Annotated in this window: 16 protein-coding genes; 7 read left to right on the top strand and 9 right to left on the bottom strand. The window is 74.6% G+C overall.

Features of this window, described 5'->3' with window-relative positions; genetic code table 11:
* Nucleotides 1-25 precede the first annotated feature (25 nt).
* Complete coding sequence (locus tag OG965_RS32270) at nucleotides 26-2,152, bottom strand: phage holin family protein (protein WP_371655578.1); 2,127 nt, start codon at nucleotides 2,150-2,152, stop codon at nucleotides 26-28.
* Between the two features lie 96 nt (nucleotides 2,153-2,248).
* A complete protein-coding gene (locus tag OG965_RS32265) occupies nucleotides 2,249-2,653 on the bottom strand; it encodes a hypothetical protein (protein WP_361377073.1) in 405 nt (134 codons plus the stop codon).
* A gap of 268 nt (nucleotides 2,654-2,921) precedes the next feature.
* On the opposite strand from OG965_RS32265, the gene OG965_RS32260 reads away from it, so the two are divergent.
* The gene (locus OG965_RS32260; RefSeq protein WP_371655577.1) at nucleotides 2,922-3,692 is read left to right on the top strand and encodes an MBL fold metallo-hydrolase; all 771 of its coding nucleotides are present in this window, start codon (nucleotides 2,922-2,924) and stop codon (nucleotides 3,690-3,692) included.
* Nucleotides 3,692-4,348 carry a DedA family protein gene (locus OG965_RS32255; RefSeq protein WP_371657115.1) on the top strand — a complete coding sequence of 219 codons (657 nt, stop codon included), beginning with the start codon at nucleotides 3,692-3,694 and terminating at the stop codon, nucleotides 4,346-4,348. The genes OG965_RS32260 and OG965_RS32255 overlap by 1 nt, the downstream gene beginning before the upstream one ends.
* Before the next feature lie 12 nt (nucleotides 4,349-4,360).
* Here the strand turns inward: OG965_RS32255 and OG965_RS32250 are convergent, their stop codons facing one another.
* Nucleotides 4,361-5,575 (bottom strand): aminotransferase class I/II-fold pyridoxal phosphate-dependent enzyme, encoded by a 1,215-nt coding sequence (locus OG965_RS32250; protein ID WP_371655576.1) that lies wholly within the window; start codon nucleotides 5,573-5,575, stop codon nucleotides 4,361-4,363.
* 147 nt (nucleotides 5,576-5,722) lie between these two features.
* Nucleotides 5,723-6,430 (bottom strand): ANTAR domain-containing response regulator, encoded by a 708-nt coding sequence (locus OG965_RS32245; RefSeq protein ID WP_371655575.1) that lies wholly within the window; start codon nucleotides 6,428-6,430, stop codon nucleotides 5,723-5,725.
* A gap of 71 nt (nucleotides 6,431-6,501) precedes the next feature.
* On the opposite strand from OG965_RS32245, the gene OG965_RS32240 reads away from it, so the two are divergent.
* A complete protein-coding gene (locus tag OG965_RS32240; RefSeq protein ID WP_371655574.1) occupies nucleotides 6,502-7,704 on the top strand; it encodes a PAS domain-containing protein in 1,203 nt (400 codons plus the stop codon).
* Here OG965_RS32240 and OG965_RS32235 read toward each other — a convergent pair.
* On the bottom strand, nucleotides 7,616-8,449 hold the full coding sequence (locus OG965_RS32235; RefSeq protein ID WP_371655573.1) for an RNA polymerase sigma factor SigF: 834 nt from the start codon (nucleotides 8,447-8,449) through the stop codon (nucleotides 7,616-7,618). The two genes, OG965_RS32240 and OG965_RS32235, sit on opposite strands and share 89 nt — an antisense overlap.
* Before the next feature lie 249 nt (nucleotides 8,450-8,698).
* Between OG965_RS32235 and OG965_RS32230 the strand changes: the two genes are divergently transcribed.
* Entirely contained in the window at nucleotides 8,699-9,178 is a 480-nt protein-coding gene (locus OG965_RS32230; RefSeq protein WP_371655572.1) for a CBS domain-containing protein, read from the top strand.
* A gap of 7 nt (nucleotides 9,179-9,185) precedes the next feature.
* On the opposite strand, the gene OG965_RS32225 is transcribed toward OG965_RS32230, so the two are convergent.
* The gene (locus OG965_RS32225; protein ID WP_371655571.1) at nucleotides 9,186-9,773 is read right to left on the bottom strand and encodes a TIGR03086 family metal-binding protein; all 588 of its coding nucleotides are present in this window, start codon (nucleotides 9,771-9,773) and stop codon (nucleotides 9,186-9,188) included.
* Nucleotides 9,774-9,857: 84 nt separating this feature from the next.
* On the opposite strand from OG965_RS32225, the gene OG965_RS32220 reads away from it, so the two are divergent.
* A complete protein-coding gene (locus tag OG965_RS32220; protein ID WP_371655570.1) occupies nucleotides 9,858-11,417 on the top strand; it encodes a bifunctional phosphatase PAP2/diacylglycerol kinase family protein in 1,560 nt (519 codons plus the stop codon).
* A gap of 18 nt (nucleotides 11,418-11,435) precedes the next feature.
* Here OG965_RS32220 and OG965_RS32215 read toward each other — a convergent pair whose 3' ends face one another.
* Nucleotides 11,436-12,197 (bottom strand): MBL fold metallo-hydrolase, encoded by a 762-nt coding sequence (locus tag OG965_RS32215; protein WP_371655569.1) that lies wholly within the window; start codon nucleotides 12,195-12,197, stop codon nucleotides 11,436-11,438.
* A 227-nt stretch (nucleotides 12,198-12,424) separates the two neighbouring features.
* Between OG965_RS32215 and OG965_RS32210 the strand changes: the two genes are divergently transcribed.
* Together OG965_RS32210 and OG965_RS32205 are read left to right on the top strand one after the other, a co-directional pair.
* Nucleotides 12,425-13,234, top strand: coding sequence for a class I SAM-dependent methyltransferase (locus OG965_RS32210; RefSeq protein WP_371655568.1), 810 nt, complete (start codon nucleotides 12,425-12,427; stop codon nucleotides 13,232-13,234).
* A gap of 24 nt (nucleotides 13,235-13,258) precedes the next feature.
* Nucleotides 13,259-13,606 (top strand): VOC family protein, encoded by a 348-nt coding sequence (locus OG965_RS32205; RefSeq protein WP_371655567.1) that lies wholly within the window; start codon nucleotides 13,259-13,261, stop codon nucleotides 13,604-13,606.
* Between the two features lie 96 nt (nucleotides 13,607-13,702).
* Here the strand turns inward: OG965_RS32205 and OG965_RS32200 are convergent, their stop codons facing one another.
* Both OG965_RS32200 and OG965_RS32195 read right to left on the bottom strand, forming a co-directional pair.
* Nucleotides 13,703-15,673, bottom strand: a complete 1,971-nt coding sequence (locus tag OG965_RS32200) for a DUF5107 domain-containing protein (RefSeq protein ID WP_371655566.1) — start codon at nucleotides 15,671-15,673, stop codon at nucleotides 13,703-13,705.
* Between the two features lie 134 nt (nucleotides 15,674-15,807).
* Entirely contained in the window at nucleotides 15,808-16,356 is a 549-nt protein-coding gene (locus OG965_RS32195) for a GNAT family N-acetyltransferase (RefSeq protein WP_371655565.1), read from the bottom strand.
* Nucleotides 16,357-16,412 lie beyond the last annotated feature (56 nt).

Below are 16,412 nucleotides of genomic sequence, written 5' to 3'. Positions count from 1 at the left end.
CGGCTACGGAGGGCCCCGGTCAAAATCACGCGGATTTGTCCCGCAGAGCCGCCCCTTCAACCGGAAAAGGTCCGTCCGCTTCGACTTCGGACCGGGGAATCTGCGTGGCGGGGGAAACCGGCACCTGCGGCCCCAGGCACTCGCGCAGCCACCGCCGCAGCACGTGGTGCACCTGCTCGGCGCCCACCAGCTGCCCGTCGTCGGCGACCGGCGCCGACAGGTCGCGCGGCGACAGCAGGAACGGGTGCGCCTGCTCGCCGCCGAGTCCGCCGTGCGAGCCGATCTGCTCCTCGAAGGCGTGCACCTCACCGGTGACCGGGTCGTACATCGAGTTGACCATGATGTCGGCGGTGTGCGGGAAGGTGTCGGTGCGCCGTACGGCCTCCGCCGCGCCGGGCGCGAACCCGGTCAACGGGCCCTTCCCGTCCTCCAGCTCGGAGATCGGCACCTCGTGGACGCGGTCCGTGCCCGCGCCGCCGATGACCACCGCGCCGTGCTCCTCGCTGCGCACCAGGAGGAACCCGATGCCGGGATGCCCGGCGAGGGTGCGCAGGAGCGCGGGGTGGCGGCGGTCGATCTCCTCGCGGCTGAGCCGCCACCCGGTGTCCGGGAAGGAGACGAGCCCGAGGTTGCCGGAGGCGAGCACGATCGGGTCGGAGGCGGGCCCCGGCTCCCCGTTCTCCGGTACCGGCCGGTGCAGCGCCACCCGCACCGCGTCCCGCGCCTCCGCGCCGCTCTTGGTGCGCCCGGCGCTGCGCGGCACGGGCAGCCCGCACCCGGCGCGCACCAGGTCCTTCAGGGTCAGCCCGTAGGCACCCGCGAACGTCTCGCCCGGGCTCTGCCCGTGGTCGGAGAGCAGCACGATCCGGTACGCGCGCGGGGCGTGCTCCGCGACCCTGTCGATCAGCGCGATCGACCGGTCCAGGCGCTCCAGGACCTTCTGGGCGTCCCGGCCGCGCGGCCCGGAGTGGTGGGCCACCTCGTCGTACGCCACCAGGTCGGCGTAGACGGCGGTGCGCCCGGCGAGCATGTCCCCGATCACCGCCGCGACCACCACATCGCGCTCGACGACGGTCGCGAACGCCCGGATGAACGGGTAGAGCCCGCCGCGCCGCACGCGCGGCGCGTCCCCGCGCAGCCGGGCGCGGGTGGACTGGCCGATCTCGCGGCCGACCTCGGCGACGAAGGAGAGCGCGGTGCGCACGGCGTTGGCCGGGTCGGAGAAGTACGCGAAGTAGCCCGCCCGGGACCGGTTGCGGCGGCCGCGCCGGGCCGCCATCGACAGGACCAGGGCGAGCTGGTCGGCGCCGCCGGAGAAGAGGTTGCCGCGGCTGGCGCCGTCGACGGTGAGCAGCCCGCCGTCGCCGGTGCGCTCCACCGCCCGGCGCTGGAGCTCGACCGCGGAGGCGGGGCGGTTGGAGACCATCAGCTCGCCGGTGTCCTTCTCGTACCACCGGAAGGCGGGCACGTCGAAGGTGCAGCCGTGCAGGATGCCGAGCTGGCTGGCGCCGGTCTGGCTGGACCAGTCGGTGCGCCACGGGGTGAGCCGGTGGGTCCGCTCCAGCCAGCCGGCGACGGTCGGCATCAGGCCGGCGCCGACCGCGTGGCACAGCACGTCGTGGCCGACGCCGTCGAGCTGGAGGAAGACCGTGCCGGGCGGCTCGGAGCCCCGGTCCTCGTCGCCGCGCCGGCGGCGGCGCCGGTCGGCCAGGCGCGAGAGTCTGCGCCGGTAGGCGTTGTCGTCCCGGACCGCGAGCGCGGTGGAGGTGGCGGAGGCGACGGCCGACATCACCGCGGCCACCACCACCGCGGTCTCCGGCTGGGCCGCGCCGCGCCCGCTGGGGATCAGGCTCAGCGCGATCAGCAGCAGCGAGCCGTTGAGGAAGAACACCAACAGGCCCAGGACCAGGGCCGGGACCAGCAGGAACGCGCGCACCACCAGCGGCCACACCAGGGCGCTCAGCAGACCGAACGCCCCCGCGCCCCAGGCCGCGGTGAGCGCGACGCGGGTGATGCTGTCGCCGCCCGCGGACTTCAGCCGGAAGTCGGGCAGGATCCCCGCGAGCGCCATCATCGTGAGGGTGGAGACCGCCCACACCACGATCACCCGCACCAGGGCGCTGCCCGCCGTCCGCCATCGCCCTGTACTCACGCCGCTCGTCACTGCCTCTCGCCCAGTCGTTCCCTCCCAGCGTGTCACAGGGGCGGAAACCGGCCGACGATTTTGTTTTCGCGGGCGGCGGGCGGGTCAGCAGCCGTCGTACCCGGCGGTCGGCATCGAGAGCCTGCGGTGGATGTGGGCCTTCTTGGCCGCGTCGTACGCCGGTTCGTCGAGCCCGGCCGTCTCCAGCCGCACCCCGCGGCGCTCGCACTCGGCGGAGAAGTCCGGCACGGACGTCAGCGCCCGTTCCAGGACGCGTTCGTTGGGCGCGACGAAGAGGTCCACCTGGCCCGCGTCCACGTCCGCCCACAGTCCGAGGTGGTCGGGGCGCAGGCCGTAGAAGAGCAGCTGCCGGGTGACCACGTACCCCTTGTCGGCGGCCCAGCGCGCGCACATCTCGTGCTGGCTGCGGGTGTCCACCAGGAAGGGGTCCAGATCGAGTTCCTCCAGCGGGGTCAGACTGGCGATCGCCGCCACTCGCACGTCACCCATGACCGACCCCCATGCCCTTCGTTGTGGTGCCGACCCTACTCCTGGTTCACGGCGGCGAGGAGTAGCCGCATGAGTGGCAGATCTTCCAGCCGTCCTGGGTCACCGCGAGTATCCCGCCGCAGCGCGGGCACTGCTCAGAGTGCATGATCATGCCGGGCCTTCCCTTCGTGGACCGATGCCTACCCCGGACCCCGTCCTGTGCGCCCCACGACACTTAGGCTCGTACACAACAGCGCGCGCGGTGGTTTTCGAGCGGAGGAGATTTCGGGTGCCGGTGGAGATCACCTGGTGGGGTCATGCCACCTGCACGGTCGAGGACTCCGGGGTGCGGGTGCTCACCGATCCGCTCTTCACCCGTCGCCTGGCGCATCTGCGCAGACGGCGGGGGGCGGTGCCGCCGCCCGAGGCCGCCGTCGCCGAGGTGGTCCTGGTCTCTCATCTGCACTCCGACCATCTGCACCTGCCCTCCCTCGCCCGGCTCGCGCCCGGCACCCGTCTCGTCGTGCCGCACGGCGCGGTGCGGGCCGTGCCGGGGCTGCGCAAGCTCGGGCTGCGCCTCACCGAGGTACGGGCCGGGGACCTGGTCGAGGCGGGTGACCTGCGCATACGGGCGGTGAGCGCGCGGCACGACGGGCGGCGGCTGCCGTTCGGGCCGCACCGCGCGCCCGCGCTCGGCTATGTCGTCGAGGGCCGGGCGCGCACCTACTTCGCCGGGGACACCGGGCTCTTCGACGAGATGGCCGAGGAGGTCGGCCCGGTCGACGTGGCCCTGCTGCCGGTCGGCGGCTGGGGTCCCCACCTCGGCCCGGGGCACCTGGACGCGGGCCGGGCCGCCCAGGCCCTGGCGCGGCTCGGGGCGCGGGCGGCGGTGCCGGTGCACTACGGCACGTACTGGCCGATCGGGCTCGACGGGGTGCGCCCGCACGAGTTCCACGCGCCCGGCGACGACTTCGTCCGCCACGCGGCCCGCCTCGCACCCGGGGTGACGGTGCACCGCCTTGCGCACGGCGAGAGCGTACGGCCCGAGGTCGCCCGGTGATCGCCGCGTTCCTGGCGCGGGCGGCGGGCCAGGTGCCGCCGGAGTCGACCCAGCAGGCGCTCGGCTATCCGTCCCTGTTCATCCTGGTGGTGCTGGGCTCGCTGGTGCCCGTGGTGCCCACCGGGGCGCTGGTGTCGACGGCCGCGGTGGTCGCCTTCCACCAGACGGCCTGGTTCTCGCTGCTGCTGGTCTTCGCGGTGGGCGCGCTCGCCGCGTTCCTGGGGGACGTCGCCCTGTACTGGCTGGGGCAGCGCGGGGTGCGGTCGCGCGGCGGGTCGCGGTGGCTGGCGGTGCTGCGGGAGCGGGCGGCGCCGGACCGCCTGGAGCAGGCCCAGGAGAAGCTGAACCGGCACGGGGCGGCGGTCCTGGTCCTGTCCCGGCTCGTCCCGGCGGGCCGGATCCCGGTGATGCTGGCGTGTCTGCTCGGCGAGATGCCGCTGCGCACGTTCGTACGCGGCGACATGCCCGCGTGTGTGGCCTGGGCCGGTGCGTACGGCCTCATCGGCATCCTGGGCGGCTCGCTCTTCCCCGAGCCGTGGCAGGGCGTGGTCGCGGCGGTCGTGCTGACGCTGCTGATCAGCGCGGGCCCGACGGTGTGGCGCAGGCTGCGGCACGGGGCCTCGGCGGAACCGGCCGAGGCCCCGCACCCGAAGTAGCCCCGGCGGGGGTCACAGCCCGTCGAGCGCCTCCCCGAACGCGGCCAGCGCCCGCTGCACGTGCGGCAGTTCCAGCGGGTGGGCCGCGTCCAGCGTCCGCGCGCACTCCTCCTCGGTCGCCCCGAGCAGCGGCCGGGTGGCGAGCCGGGCGCGCAGCGCGCCCAGTTCGTCGCCGAAGCGGTGGCCGCCGGGGGCGGGGGCGCCGAGCCTGCCGGTCAGGTACTCCTCCAGCTCCATCGAGTCGGTGACCCCGCGTGCGGCCAGCCGGTTGCGGAGGGGTCCGAGGTCGGCGTAGAGGTGGCGGCCCGCCTGCGGGGGCCGGGCGAAGGCACCGGCGGCGAGGACCGCGCGGTGGGCCGCCTCGGCGAGGGCGCCGTGCAGGGCGGCGGCCCGGCGCATCCGGACGGCGACCGGGTCCGGCTCGCCCAGGGCGTAGGCGGCGGCCTCCGCGACCGGGCCCGCCACGACCGAGCCGAGCGCGGTGAGGACGTCGAGGGTGCGGGCCCGGCCCCTGCCACCGTGCTCGGTGTCCGGGAAGCGGGCGACGGCGGCGGGCCACCCGGCCGGGGTGAGCGCGCCCGACAGGTCGGACAGGACGGTGACGTCGCCGGGGCACATCTCGGCGGGGCTGAACAGGACCGTGTCGTGCGGGTGGTGCAGGGTGTCGCGCCACGTCTCGTCGCTGATGATGTGCAGCCCCTCCCCCACGGCCGCCTCGCAGGCCTCCCGTACGGTCTCGGGCGGCGCGACCGTCGCGGTCGGGTCGTCGGCGACGGAGAGCACAAGGAGCCGGGGCACCCCGCCCTCGGTGCGCACCCGGCGCACGGTCTCCAGGAGGGCGTACGGGTCGGGGACGCCGCCGCACTCCGCCGGGGTCGGCACGTGGTAGGCGGGCCGCCCGAGCAGCCGGGCCTGCGGGGTCCACCAGGCCGGGCAGGGGCGGGGCAGCAGCACGTCGCCCCCGTACGAGGCGAGCAGGGCGAACAGGAGCGGCTGGGCGCCGGGTGCGGCGGCCACCAGCTCGGGGTCGCCGCGCAGTCCGCGCCGCCGCCAGTAGCCGCAGGCGGCCTCGCGCAGCTCGGGTCCGCCACCGGGCGGTTCGGGGCCGGTGCGGGTGGCGGCGCCCGCCAGGACCCCGGCCAGCTCGGGCAGGACGGGCAGCCCGGTGCCGGGTGCGGGCGGTCCGTAGCGGACGGGTCCCCGGCCTTCCGCCACCGTCCCGTGCATCCGCCGCCTCCTTCGCACCCTGCGGTCCGCCGTTTCGGGCCTTGAGCCCTTTATTCGGCCCCTGAGCCCTTTATACGGAGGTTTGCTCGGCGGCGCCGCTCCGCATGCGTACGCGGGCGTGCCGGACGGGTCCCGGGCGGGCGGCGGTCAGGCGGGGCGGGGGACGGCGGCGAGCTGGTCCTCCAGGCCGCGGCCCTTGGTGCGGACCACGCCCTCGGCGACCTCGGACAGCTTCCGGTTGGCGTGCTGCGAGACGGTGCGCAGTACGGCGAAGGCCTCCTCCGCGTCGCAGCCGAGCACATGCATCACGATGCCGCTGGCCTGGTCGATCACCGGGCGGGAACGCAACGCCGCCTCCAGTTGCTCCACCTCCGCGAGGGCCGCGTGGTAGCGGCGGTCGCGGACGAGGCCCGCGGTGGTCTCCTCGCCGAGGATGCTCACCGGGCCGAACACGGCGTCGTCGAGCGAGCCGGGGCGGAAGCTGTAGAGGCTGAGGGTGACTTCGATGCCGGAGCGACGGAAGGGAAGGGTGACACAGGACCGTACGCCCGACTCCAGGGCCAGGGCGCGGTAGCCGGGCCAGCGGCTCTCCGTCAGCAGGTCCTCGGTGTCCACCGGGGCGCCGACGTCCAGCGCGGTCGGGATCGGCCCGTCGCCGCAGGCCAGCTGGACGCCGGCGAGCGGCGCGAGGTCCGGGTGCGTGGCGGTGACCCGGCTGTCGGGTCCGCGGTCGGCGAGGGTCGCCACGGCGCCGCAGGAGGCGGGCGCGCAGCGCACCGACTGCTCGGCGAGCCGGGAGAGCCGGCCCACGGGGGAAGCGGAGTGCGGTCGTTGACGTTCCGGCTCGCAGAACATGGGAAGACCTCCTGAACCGCGCCTTCCCTGCCCCCGGTCCGGGAAACGGTCCGAGCGGCTAACTTGCTGCTATGACGCAGACGGCGGACGAATTCGGCGACGAACTGGCGGACTTCGTCAGACGGGTGGGCGAGCTGCGCACCGCGCGCTCGCAGTCCGACGGGGAGCAGCGGGTCGTCCTGGACGCCGCGCTCTTCGAACTCCAGCACGTGGTCGACCAGTTGTGGCCCCGCTACGAGCAGTTCGTGGCCGACGCGACGGGCGCGCCCGGCTCGCCCGGCGACCGGCAGGAGCGGCTGCTGCTCAAGGCGCTGTTCCAGCGGCTGCCGCTGCCGGTGGCGCTCGTCGACCGCGAAACCGTGGTGCGCAGGCTGAACTTCGCGGCCACCGGGCTGACCGGGGCCCGCGCCGGGTACGCGACCGGACGGCCGCTGGCCGCCCTGCTGATGCCGGGCGACCGTGCCGCGTTCCGCTCGCAGGCGGCGGCCGTGGCCCGCGGCGAGGGCGACCGCGGACTGACCGTGCGCCTCCAGCAGCGCCCCGAGGAGCCGCTGCTCGCCACCCTGACCGCGCTGCGGCCGCCGGACGAGCCGCACCCCGCCGTCCTGGTGGTCTTCCAGCCGGGGATATCCCGGGCGGCCTCCGCCGCCGCCCCGCCGCCCGAGGTGCCCGATCTCGCCGAGTCGACGCGGCACGCCCGGCTGATGGACCTGGTGGACACGATGGCGGCGGCGCTGCTGAGGCTGCCGCCCGGCGACCGCACCGAGGTGCTCGCCACCGCCGCCCGGGTGCTGTGCGGGCGCTTCGCGCAGTGGGTGGTGGCCGACGCGGTGGAGGGCGGGCTGCGGCGCGTCGCCGTGCTCGGCCCGGCGGCCGAGGAGGACTCCGCGCTGCGCCGCGCGATGGCCGGGCAGGATCCGTCCCGCGCCCCGCTGGTCGCGGAGGCGGCCCGGGCCGGGGCGACGTCGCTCCAGGTGCAGCCGGAGGACACCGACGGTTTCGGCCACGACCCCTCGGGCGCGCCGGTCCTGGCCCGTGCGGACGTGACGTCCCTGCTGTGCGTACCGCTCGGCGCGCCCGGCCCCGTACAGGGCGTGCTCACGCTCTTCCGTACGGGGCCGGCCCGGCCGTTCTCCATGGCCGAGGCGCAGGCGATGGACGTGATGTCCCGTCATGTGGCGCTGGCTATGCGGCGTCCCGCTCCATCCGGTGACGAGCGGCCGGAGCCTGCTCCCGCAGGGCCTGATCCCGCAGCCGAGTGCAGCAGCGAGTGATCAGCCGGGAGACGTGCATCTGGGAGATGCCCAGGTCCTCGGCGATCCTGCTCTGCGTCATGTCGCGGAAGAACCGCATGTAGAGGATCTGCTGCTCCCTCGGCGGGAGGCGGCGCAGCCCCGGTTTGACGGACTCGCGGTCGACGACGACGTCGAGCGCCGGGTCGACCGCGCCCAGCGAGTCGCTGAGGCTGTATCCGTCCTCGGCGCCCGGCAGTTCGGCGTCGAGGGAGAGCGCGGAGAAGCTGTCGAGCGCTTCGAGTCCGGCCTTGACCTCGTCCTCGGTCATCCCGGTGTGCGCGGCGATGTCCGTCACGGAGGGGTTGCGGGCGCCGGCGGTCTGCATGAGCTCCTGGCGGGCGGCGCGGACCCGGCCGCGCAGGTCCTGGACCCGGCGGGGCACGTGCAGGGTCCACATGTGGTCGCGGAAGTGGCGTTTGAGCTCACCGGTGATGGTCGGCACCGCGAAGCTCTCGAACGCGGCGCCGCGCTCCGGGTCGTACCGGTCCACTGCCTTGACCAGCCCGAGGGCGGCCACCTGGCGCAGGTCGTCGAGGGCCTCGCCCCGGTTGCGGAACCGGCCGGCCAGCCGCTCGGCCATGGGCAGCCAGGCCCGGACCAGGTCCTGGCGCAGCGCGTGCCGTTCGGGTCCGGCGGGCAGGGCGGCCAGCCGCGCGAACGCGGCGGCGGTGTCGGGTGCGTCGTCGTGCGGGTGTTTGGCTGTGGCCTGTGCGTGAGTACGCATGCGGGAACAGCTCCCTGAACGGTGGTGTCGGATGGTGGTTACCGCTGGAAGGGCTGCGCCGGGTGCCCCTGCCGACGGCACGGGCACGCCCGGAGCGGACAGCCGCTCCCACGGACGTGCCTCCGGTCCGAAGCACGAAGTGCGCCTGCCCGGGTCCACACACTCCAAACGCCCCGCACCCCGGCATGGACGGGACGGGGCGGGGTACTGCGGCGGGACGGAGCCGAGACGGAGACGAGGCGGACAGCGATGGCACGGTACGTCCGGGAAGTCATGACGGCGGGTGTCGCGGCCGTACGGCCCGACGCCTCGCTGGTCGAAGCGGCCCAGCTGATGCGCGCCCAGGACATCGGGGACGTGCTGGTCGCGCGGGGCGACCAGCTGATCGGGGTGCTCACCGACCGGGACATCACCCTGCGCGCGGTGGCCGACGGCGCCGACCCGCTGACCGTCAGCGTCCAGTCCGTGTGCACCCGTTCACCGGTGTGCGTGGGCCCCGACGACGAGCTGGTGACGGCGGTGCGGCTGATGCGGCGGCACGCGGTGCGCCGACTGCCGGTGGTCGAGGGCGGGCGGCCGCTGGGCATGCTGAGCCTCGGTGACGTCGCCGCCCGTCAGGACCTCCGCTCGGCGCTCGGGGACATCAGCCGGGCGGCCCCGCAGACCTGGCCGGAGGTGCCCCGGCAGGGGGGACCGGCCGACCGGTCCGGCCCCCCTCAAGCGCTCTGATCCACCGTCAGGCGGCCCTGCCCAGCATCGCGAGCAGCCGCGTCTGGGCGTCGGCTTCCGCGGGCACCTTCACGGGCGCGTCGAACAGGCTGCGGGGCAGTTCGTCGGCGTACCCGCCGAACTCCCGGGCCGCCGCGTCGACCAGGGCGTCCGGCAGCCGCTCGTCCGCGCCGATCGCCCGGGACAGGTCCCAGGCGTGCACCACCGCGTCCGCCACCAGCTGCGAGCAGTACGCGGCGGCGGGCGTCTTGCCGTACGAGAGGTGGACCGTGCCGTCGAGCGCGCCCGGCCCGGCGAACGCGGCCACCGCCGCGGCCTGCGCCGTCTCCCACACGCCCACCGGGTCCGCGCCGAGCACATCGCCGTCGAAGGCGTCCCCGACGTCGGCGATGGTGCGGCCCTCCACCAGCGGCGGCACCCACAGCTGCTCGACGGCCAGATGGTTGACGAGGTCCCGCACCGTCCACTCGGCGCACGGCGTGGGCAGGTCCCACTGGTCGGGCCGTACGGCGTGGACGCGGGAGCCGAAGAAGGCGATGGCCTCGCGGTGGCGGTCGAGGAGCTGGGCGCGGTCCGCAGACGCAGGGGAATCCATGGGGCAACTCTCCCGGACGGGGGCGTAAGGCTCAAGCACGGATTGCCACGGATTGCGCCGACTGCGGGCGGGTACCCATGGGCCATGTCTTTTCCGTCCCTGCCGTCCGTACCGCCCTTGCCGCCCGTCTCCGCCAAGCGGGCCATCCGGCCCACCGGCCTGCCCCGCGGGCTGAGCGCCCACGACCTGGCGCTGTTCCGAGTGGCCGCCGACCGGAACTGGCCGGGGGCCCGCGCCGTGCTGCCGCGGCTGAGCCGGGCCGCCGACCACGGGCTGCTGTGGTTCGGCGCCGCCGCCGCGATGGCGGCCACCGGCTCGCCCCGGGCGCGGCGGGCGGCGCTGCGCGGGGTGGCCTCGCTCGCCCTCGCCTCGGCGACCGTCAACACGGTGGTCAAGCGATCGGTGCGCCGCCCCCGCCCGATACTGGAACTGGTGCCGCTGGTACGGCAGTTGAAGAACCAGCCGATCACCACGTCCTTCCCGTCCGGGCACTCCGCCTCGGCGGCGGCCTTCGCGACCGGGGTGGCCCTGGAGTCGCTGGGCTGGGGCGCGGCGGTGGCACCGGTCGCCTTCTCGGTGGCCGCCTCCCGGGTGTACACGGGAGTGCACTATCCGGGCGACGTGCTGGTGGGCGCGGCCCTCGGCGTCGGCGCGGCCTTCGCGGTACGGGGCCTGGTGCCGACCCGGCGCCAGTTGCCCGCGCCCGGGCGGCCGTACACGGACGCGCCCGCGCTGCCCGGCGGCGAGCACCTGGTGGTCGTGGTCAACGAGGCCTCCGGCACGGCCGCCGCCAAGGCCGCCGCGGTGCGCGACGCGCTGCCGCTGGCCGAGGTGGTGGAGTGCGCTCCAGAGGACCTGACGGCGACGCTCGACAAGGCGGCGCGGCGCGGCCGGGCGCTGGGGGTGTGCGGCGGCGACGGCACGGTGAACCGGGCGGCGGTGGCGGCCGCCCGGCACGGCGTCCCGCTCGCGGTGTTCCCCGGCGGCACCCTCAACCACTTCGCGTACGACCTGGGCATCGAGGAGGTCCAGGACACCGCCCGCGCACTGGCCTCGGGCGACGCCGTCAAGGTGGATCTCGGCCGATTCGCACCGGGCCCGGACGGCGCCGCCGCCGGGTACTTCGTCAACACCTTCAGCCTCGGCGTCTATCCGGAGCTGGTGCGGCTGCGCGAGCGCTGGTCGCCTCGGATCGGCGGCTGGCCGGCCGGGGTGCTCGCGGCGTACGAGGTGCTGCGCGGCGAGCGCCCCCTGGAGGCCGAGCTGAGCGGCAGACCGCACGCGCTGTGGATGCTGTTCGCGGGCAACTGCATCTACCAGCGCCTCGGCCCGGCCCCGGCCCACCGCTACGACCTGGCGGACGGGCTGCTCGACGTCCGTGTGGTGCAGGGCGGCCGGCAGCCCGGGCTCCGGCTGCTCGCTGCCGCGCTCGCCGGGCCGCTCAGCCGCTCCCCCGTCCACGCGGCCCAGCGGATGCGCCGACTGCGCATCGGCGGCCTCGCGCCGGGCACGCCGGTGGCGTACGACGGTGAAGTCGCCCGCATAAAGGGTGAGTTGACGGTCGACAAGCTGCCCGAGGCACTTACGGTGTACCGGCCCGTGACGCGGGGACCGGGCGCCCGGCCGCCCGCGTACGACCGTTGACCGGGCTTAGGACCTGTCCTAGTCCGTGAAGGTCGCCCCCGGCTTCAGCAGCCGCAGCCGCTCGCCGAGCCCGGCGGCGGCGAACGCCTCGGTCAGGGTGTCCGCACCCTCGCTGAAGTGGCCCCAGTGCTCGAAGTGGAGCGGCACCACATGGCGGGCGCCCAGGATCTGGGCGGCCTCGGCGGCGGCCTCGCTGGTCAGGGTCAGCGGGGCGCCGTCGAAGAGCGGGGTGCGCGCGGCCCCGGCGAAGAGCACGGCCACGTCGACCGGGCCGAAGCGCTCGGCGACCGCGCGGACGTGGTCCAGCGAGGCGTTGTCACCGCTGACATAGACGGTCGGCACCGCGTCGCCGTGCAGGACGAATCCGGTGACCTCGCCGGCCAGCGCCTCCGCACCCTCGGGCCCGTGCAGCGCGGGCACACCGGTGATCCGCAGCCGCTCACCGAGCTCGTACGTCTCCCAGTTGGGCAGCGCCGTCACGGCGTCCCCGAGCCTGCCGTGCGCGGCGGACGTCGACAGGACTAGCGGCACCCGGGCCAGATAGGCGCGCCCGGACTCGTCCAGGTTATCCGGGTGCTGGTCGTGCGAGAGCAGCACCGCGTCCACGGCTCCGGTCTCATCCGCCTCGACCGCGGGTCCGGCCGTCTTGACCAGCTTGCGGTCGGGGCCGATCGGATAGTCGCCCGGGGCGTCGAAGGTCGGGTCGGTGACCAGCCGGAAGCCGCAGATGTCCACGACGGCGGTCGGCCCGCCCACGTACCGGATCGATACCTCACCCATAGTGCCCTCCCAAGTGATCATTCTTGCTCGGCAGGGGTAACGCACCCGACGCTACGGCTTGTTCCACACCCGGCGGTAGTGCCGACTCGGCGGCGCCCGGCTGCCCCGGAGCACGCCCGGCGGGCGGAGCCGCGCTGTCCACATGGCGAAACGCAGGTCTCAGTATTCGACACAGCGGCGTACGGTGGCCGTACCGACCGCGAGAACGTCGAGAGAGGGAGCCGGTCATGCCGAAGGAGACCGCCGTCTACACCCACGGCCACCACGAGTCCGTACTGCGCTCGCACAGTTGGCGCACCGCCGCCAACTCCGCCGCGTACCTCATCGGTGAACTCAAGCCGGACGCCCGGGTCCTGGACATCGGCTGCGGACCCGGCACCATCTCCGCCGACCTGGCGGCGCTGGTCCCGGACGGCCAGGTCACCGCCGTCGACGCGGCGCCCGGCATCGTCGAGCAGGCGCGCGCGTACGCCGAGGAGCGCGGGCAGCGCAACATGGCGTTCGCCGTCGCGGACGTCCACGCCCTCGACCACCCCGACGACTCCTTCGACGTCGTCCACGCCCACCAGGTGCTGCAACACGTGGGCGACCCCGTCCAGGCGCTGCGCGAGATGCGCCGGGTCACCCGGCCCGGCGGTCTGGTCGCGGTGCGCGACAGCGACTACGGCGCCTTCACCTGGTTCCCCGAAGTCCCGTCCCTGGACGAGTGGCTGGAGCTGTACCACCGGGTCGCCCGGGCCAACGGCGGCGAGCCGGACGCCGGGCGGCGGCTGCGGTCCTGGGCGCGCGAGGCCGGGTTCACGGACATTGCCTCCACCGCCTCGACCTGGTGTTTCGCCACGCCCGACGAGCGCGCCTGGTGGAGCGGGCTGTGGGCGGACCGCACGGTGGCGTCCTCGTACGCGAAGCTCGCGGTGGACGGCGGGCACACCACCGAGGCCGCCCTCGCGGCGATCGCCGAGGGGTGGCGGGAGTGGGGCGCGGACGACGACGCGTGGTTCATGGTCCCCCACGGCGAGATCCTCTGCCGCGTGTGACGGTCACCAACTAGGCTCGTACGTATGGAGATCCTCGGAACCACACTGCGCATCTGCGTCGACGATCTGGAGACCTCGGTGGTCTTCTACGAACGCCTCACCGGAAGCAAAGCCCTGCGCTTCGAACGCGGCGGAGTGTCGGTCGCCGCGGTCGGCTGCTTCCTGCTGATGAGCGGTCCGGAGTCGGAGCTGGAGATCCTGCGCAAGGTTTCGGCCACGATCGCCGTCAAGGACGTCGACGACGCCTACCGCGCCCTCACCGGGGTGGGCGCCCGCGTCATCGCGGGCCCGGTCCCCACCCCGGTGGGCCGCAACTTGATCGCGGTACACCCGGACGGCTCGGTCTTCGAGTACGCGGACCACAGGGGGTAGTTCGGCAGAGAGCGGGCTCCGTCAGGGGCACGCTTTTAGGGGCGCGGGGAACTGCGCGACCAGCCCTCCACGGTCCGCAGTCGAATTCCGCGCCCCCTAAGGTGACTCCGGCCGCATCCGGTAGTCGTACCGCTCCGGCAACGGCTCATCGGTGATCCGCGCCCACACCTCGCCCAGAATCTCCGCGCCCTCGCGCAGATCAGCCACTTCAAACCCAGCGTCGAAGACGGAACGCGCACCCGCCACATCGCCCTCGGCGAGCAGGAGTTGCGCCTCCAGGAGTTTGAACGCCCCCCGTCCCTGCACAGGGGGTCGCAGGCGGTCCCACACCGCACGCGCGTCCCCAGCGCGCCCCGCGCCGAGAAGGGCCGCAATCGCCTCGCGCCCCAGCGCCGCGGTCGCAGCCACCCAGTGCTCCCCGTCCCGCCTCTCCGCGCAGAGGTCGTCAAAGGCCTCCGCATACAACGACGCGGCCCGGTCCGCGTTGCCCGCGAGCCGGTCCGCGACGGCCAGGCACCGCAGCAGCGGCCAGCGCGAGGGGGCGAGCGGCAGTCCGCGCTCCCAGCTGCGTACGGCCTGCGCCCGGTCGCCCGCGTGCCACTGCGCGACCCCGAGGTGGTACTCGGTGAGCGGGGCGGCGGGCGCCGTCTCCAGCATGTCCCGCCAGTGCGGGGCCACCAGGGTCGGCCCGGGCGGGACGACCCGGCGCGGCTCGGGCAGCGCTCCGGCGTGGAGCAACTCCAGCCAGGGCGCCTGCTCTTCGCCGAGCGTCGCCTCGGCGAACGGCGTCCCCGGCAGCTTCAGGCTCCCCCGCAGCACTTCGAGCGCGCCCCACCCGGACCCGGTGGCCAGCGACTCGGTGGGCTCGGTGTCGGCGTACGGGCGCCAGGCCGCGTACGCCTCCTCGACCCGCTCGCGCGGCAGTACCGCCTCCAGCCGCCCCGCCACCTCGCCGCGAGCCGCCGGCCAGTCGTCGCCGTGCACGAGCCCGGGGGTGGCGGCGAGCGGGCCGTACGCCTCCAGCCAGGCGAACTCCGCGCCCGCCTCCAGCGGAACGTGCTCCAGCTGGGTGCGTGCCAGACCCGCCTGGATCTCCGCGTAGCCGGTGGTCCCGGGCTCGGTCAGCCACTCCTGCCAGCGCCGCCCGCCCCGGCCCGAGCCCCACAGGAACAGCTTGCGTCCCCGCAGCAGATCGGTCGACGTCTGGACCAGGCCCTGCCCGGAGGCGTCGAGGGAGGCGATCCAGCGGCGGGCGCCGTCGGGCACCTCGTAGAAGTAGTCGGCGGGGTACTCGCCGCGCAGCGGATACGTACGGTCGGCGCCGTCCCACTCGGGGACCGGCACCTGCCGCAGCGTGCGCGCGTACCCGAAGTGCCAGGCCCGGTCGGCGGGGGCGAGGACGCGGGTGCGCTCGCCCTCCTCCACCGCGATGTTGGACCACCAGTAGACGGGCGCGGTCCGCTCGTGCGGGTTGCGGACGCGTACGCCCACGTACAGGAAGTCGGAGTCCTCGGGCAGCCAGAGGTCCACCTGGAACGGCAGGTCGCGCAGCCGCTCCCACTCCCACAGGCGCAGCATCTCGCCGCCGTCGGGGGCGGGGACGGTGGCCGCGTGCACGGGTGCGCAGGAGAGGGTGGTGTGGCCGGTGGCGCCGATGTTCCACTCGATGCCGCCGGAGAACCAGGCGCCGTTCAGGGCGAAGTCGGCGGGCTGCGACACGGGGTTGACGTAGAGGAGTTCACGCCCGGTCGGCTTGTGGAAGAGGGAGCGGATCCGGCCGCCGAGGCCGGGCAGTACGGTGACGCGCAGCCGGGAGTTCTCCAGGACGAGGGTGTCCAGCTCGGTGGGGGTGCGCTCGCGGCCGTAGCCGTCGAGGATCCGCACCGGGAGGACCGTCTCCAGCGGCTCGTAGCCGATCTGCCGGGCCATGTCGCGCGGCAGGCCCTCGCGGGCGCCCTCGTCGAGGGTGTGCGTCTCGTCGAGCGGCCGCAGCGCGGGCAGCGGGTTGGGCTGCCCCAACGGGGCGGCGGGCAGGGTCAGTACGGAACGTCGCACGGTCGTGGCCAAGACAACCTCATTCCCTCGCGCGGTCGGCCGCCCCGTCCTTGCGGCCGCCCCGTGACCATGGAACACGGCGGGCGCCGCACTGACCAGAGCATCCCCTGGTCAGGATTGCGCAAAGGCGTCCGCCCGACGGGGGGTCAGCGCGGCTCGACCATCTCCGCCGTGACCGCCCAGCGTTCGTGGTCGCGCCAGGCGCCGTCGATGAAGAGGAAGTCCGGCGAGAAGCCCTCCAGGCGGTATCCGGCGCGGCGGACCAGGGCGATGGAGGCGACGTTGCCGGGCTGGATGTTCGCCTCCAGGCGGTGCAGGCCGAGCCTGGCGAACGCGTACCGGGTGACCAGGTCCAGCCCTTCGCCCATCAGCCCGCGCCCGGCGGCGTGCGCGAAGGCGCCGTAGCCGAGCGCCCCGCTCAGGAACGCGCCCTGGACGACGTTGTTGATGTTGATGAACCCGGCGATCCGGTCGTCCTCGCGCGTGCAGACCAGGAACCCGTACCGGGCCGGGTCCTCCATCAGCCGCCCCGCGTACGTCGCGTACGCGTCGGGGTCGGTCGGCGGAAAGAGCCACGGCGCGTGCAGGGACCGGCTCTCCCGCGCGAGCGCGGTGTACTCCCCCGCGTCCTCGTACATGAAGTACCGGATGCCCACGCGGGAGCCCTCGGCGAGGTACGTGATCTTGTCGGACATCGGGTCAGGGTACGGGCCCGGGGTGGATGCCGCGCAGCGGCATTCAAGGGGCGCGG

The organism is Streptomyces sp. NBC_00224, assembly GCF_041435195.1.
Taxonomy (GTDB): Bacteria; Actinomycetota; Actinomycetes; order Streptomycetales; family Streptomycetaceae; genus Streptomyces.
Note: the sequence above shows the minus strand (reverse complement) of the source record. Positions and strands in the feature narration are given on the sequence as shown.

Bases quoted from the DNA above. Each gene is read 5' to 3' on its own strand.
- OG965_RS32265 (WP_361377073.1), bottom strand. From the start codon at position 2,653: ATGGGTGACGTGCGAGTGGCGGCGATCGCCAGTCTGACCCCGCTGGAG.
- OG965_RS32250 (WP_371655576.1), bottom strand. From the start codon at position 5,575: ATGCACGGGACGGTGGCGGAAGGCCGGGGACCCGTCCGCTACGGACCG.
- OG965_RS32245 (WP_371655575.1), bottom strand. From the start codon at position 6,430: ATGTTCTGCGAGCCGGAACGTCAACGACCGCACTCCGCTTCCCCCGTG.
- OG965_RS32240 (WP_371655574.1), top strand. From the start codon at position 6,502: ATGACGCAGACGGCGGACGAATTCGGCGACGAACTGGCGGACTTCGTC.
- OG965_RS32235 (WP_371655573.1), bottom strand. From the start codon at position 8,449: ATGCGTACTCACGCACAGGCCACAGCCAAACACCCGCACGACGACGCA.
- OG965_RS32230 (WP_371655572.1), top strand. From the start codon at position 8,699: ATGGCACGGTACGTCCGGGAAGTCATGACGGCGGGTGTCGCGGCCGTA.
- OG965_RS32225 (WP_371655571.1), bottom strand. From the start codon at position 9,773: ATGGATTCCCCTGCGTCTGCGGACCGCGCCCAGCTCCTCGACCGCCAC.
- OG965_RS32220 (WP_371655570.1), top strand. From the start codon at position 9,858: ATGTCTTTTCCGTCCCTGCCGTCCGTACCGCCCTTGCCGCCCGTCTCC.
- OG965_RS32215 (WP_371655569.1), bottom strand. From the start codon at position 12,197: ATGGGTGAGGTATCGATCCGGTACGTGGGCGGGCCGACCGCCGTCGTG.
- OG965_RS32210 (WP_371655568.1), top strand. From the start codon at position 12,425: ATGCCGAAGGAGACCGCCGTCTACACCCACGGCCACCACGAGTCCGTA.
- OG965_RS32205 (WP_371655567.1), top strand. From the start codon at position 13,259: ATGGAGATCCTCGGAACCACACTGCGCATCTGCGTCGACGATCTGGAG.
- OG965_RS32195 (WP_371655565.1), bottom strand. From the start codon at position 16,356: ATGTCCGACAAGATCACGTACCTCGCCGAGGGCTCCCGCGTGGGCATC.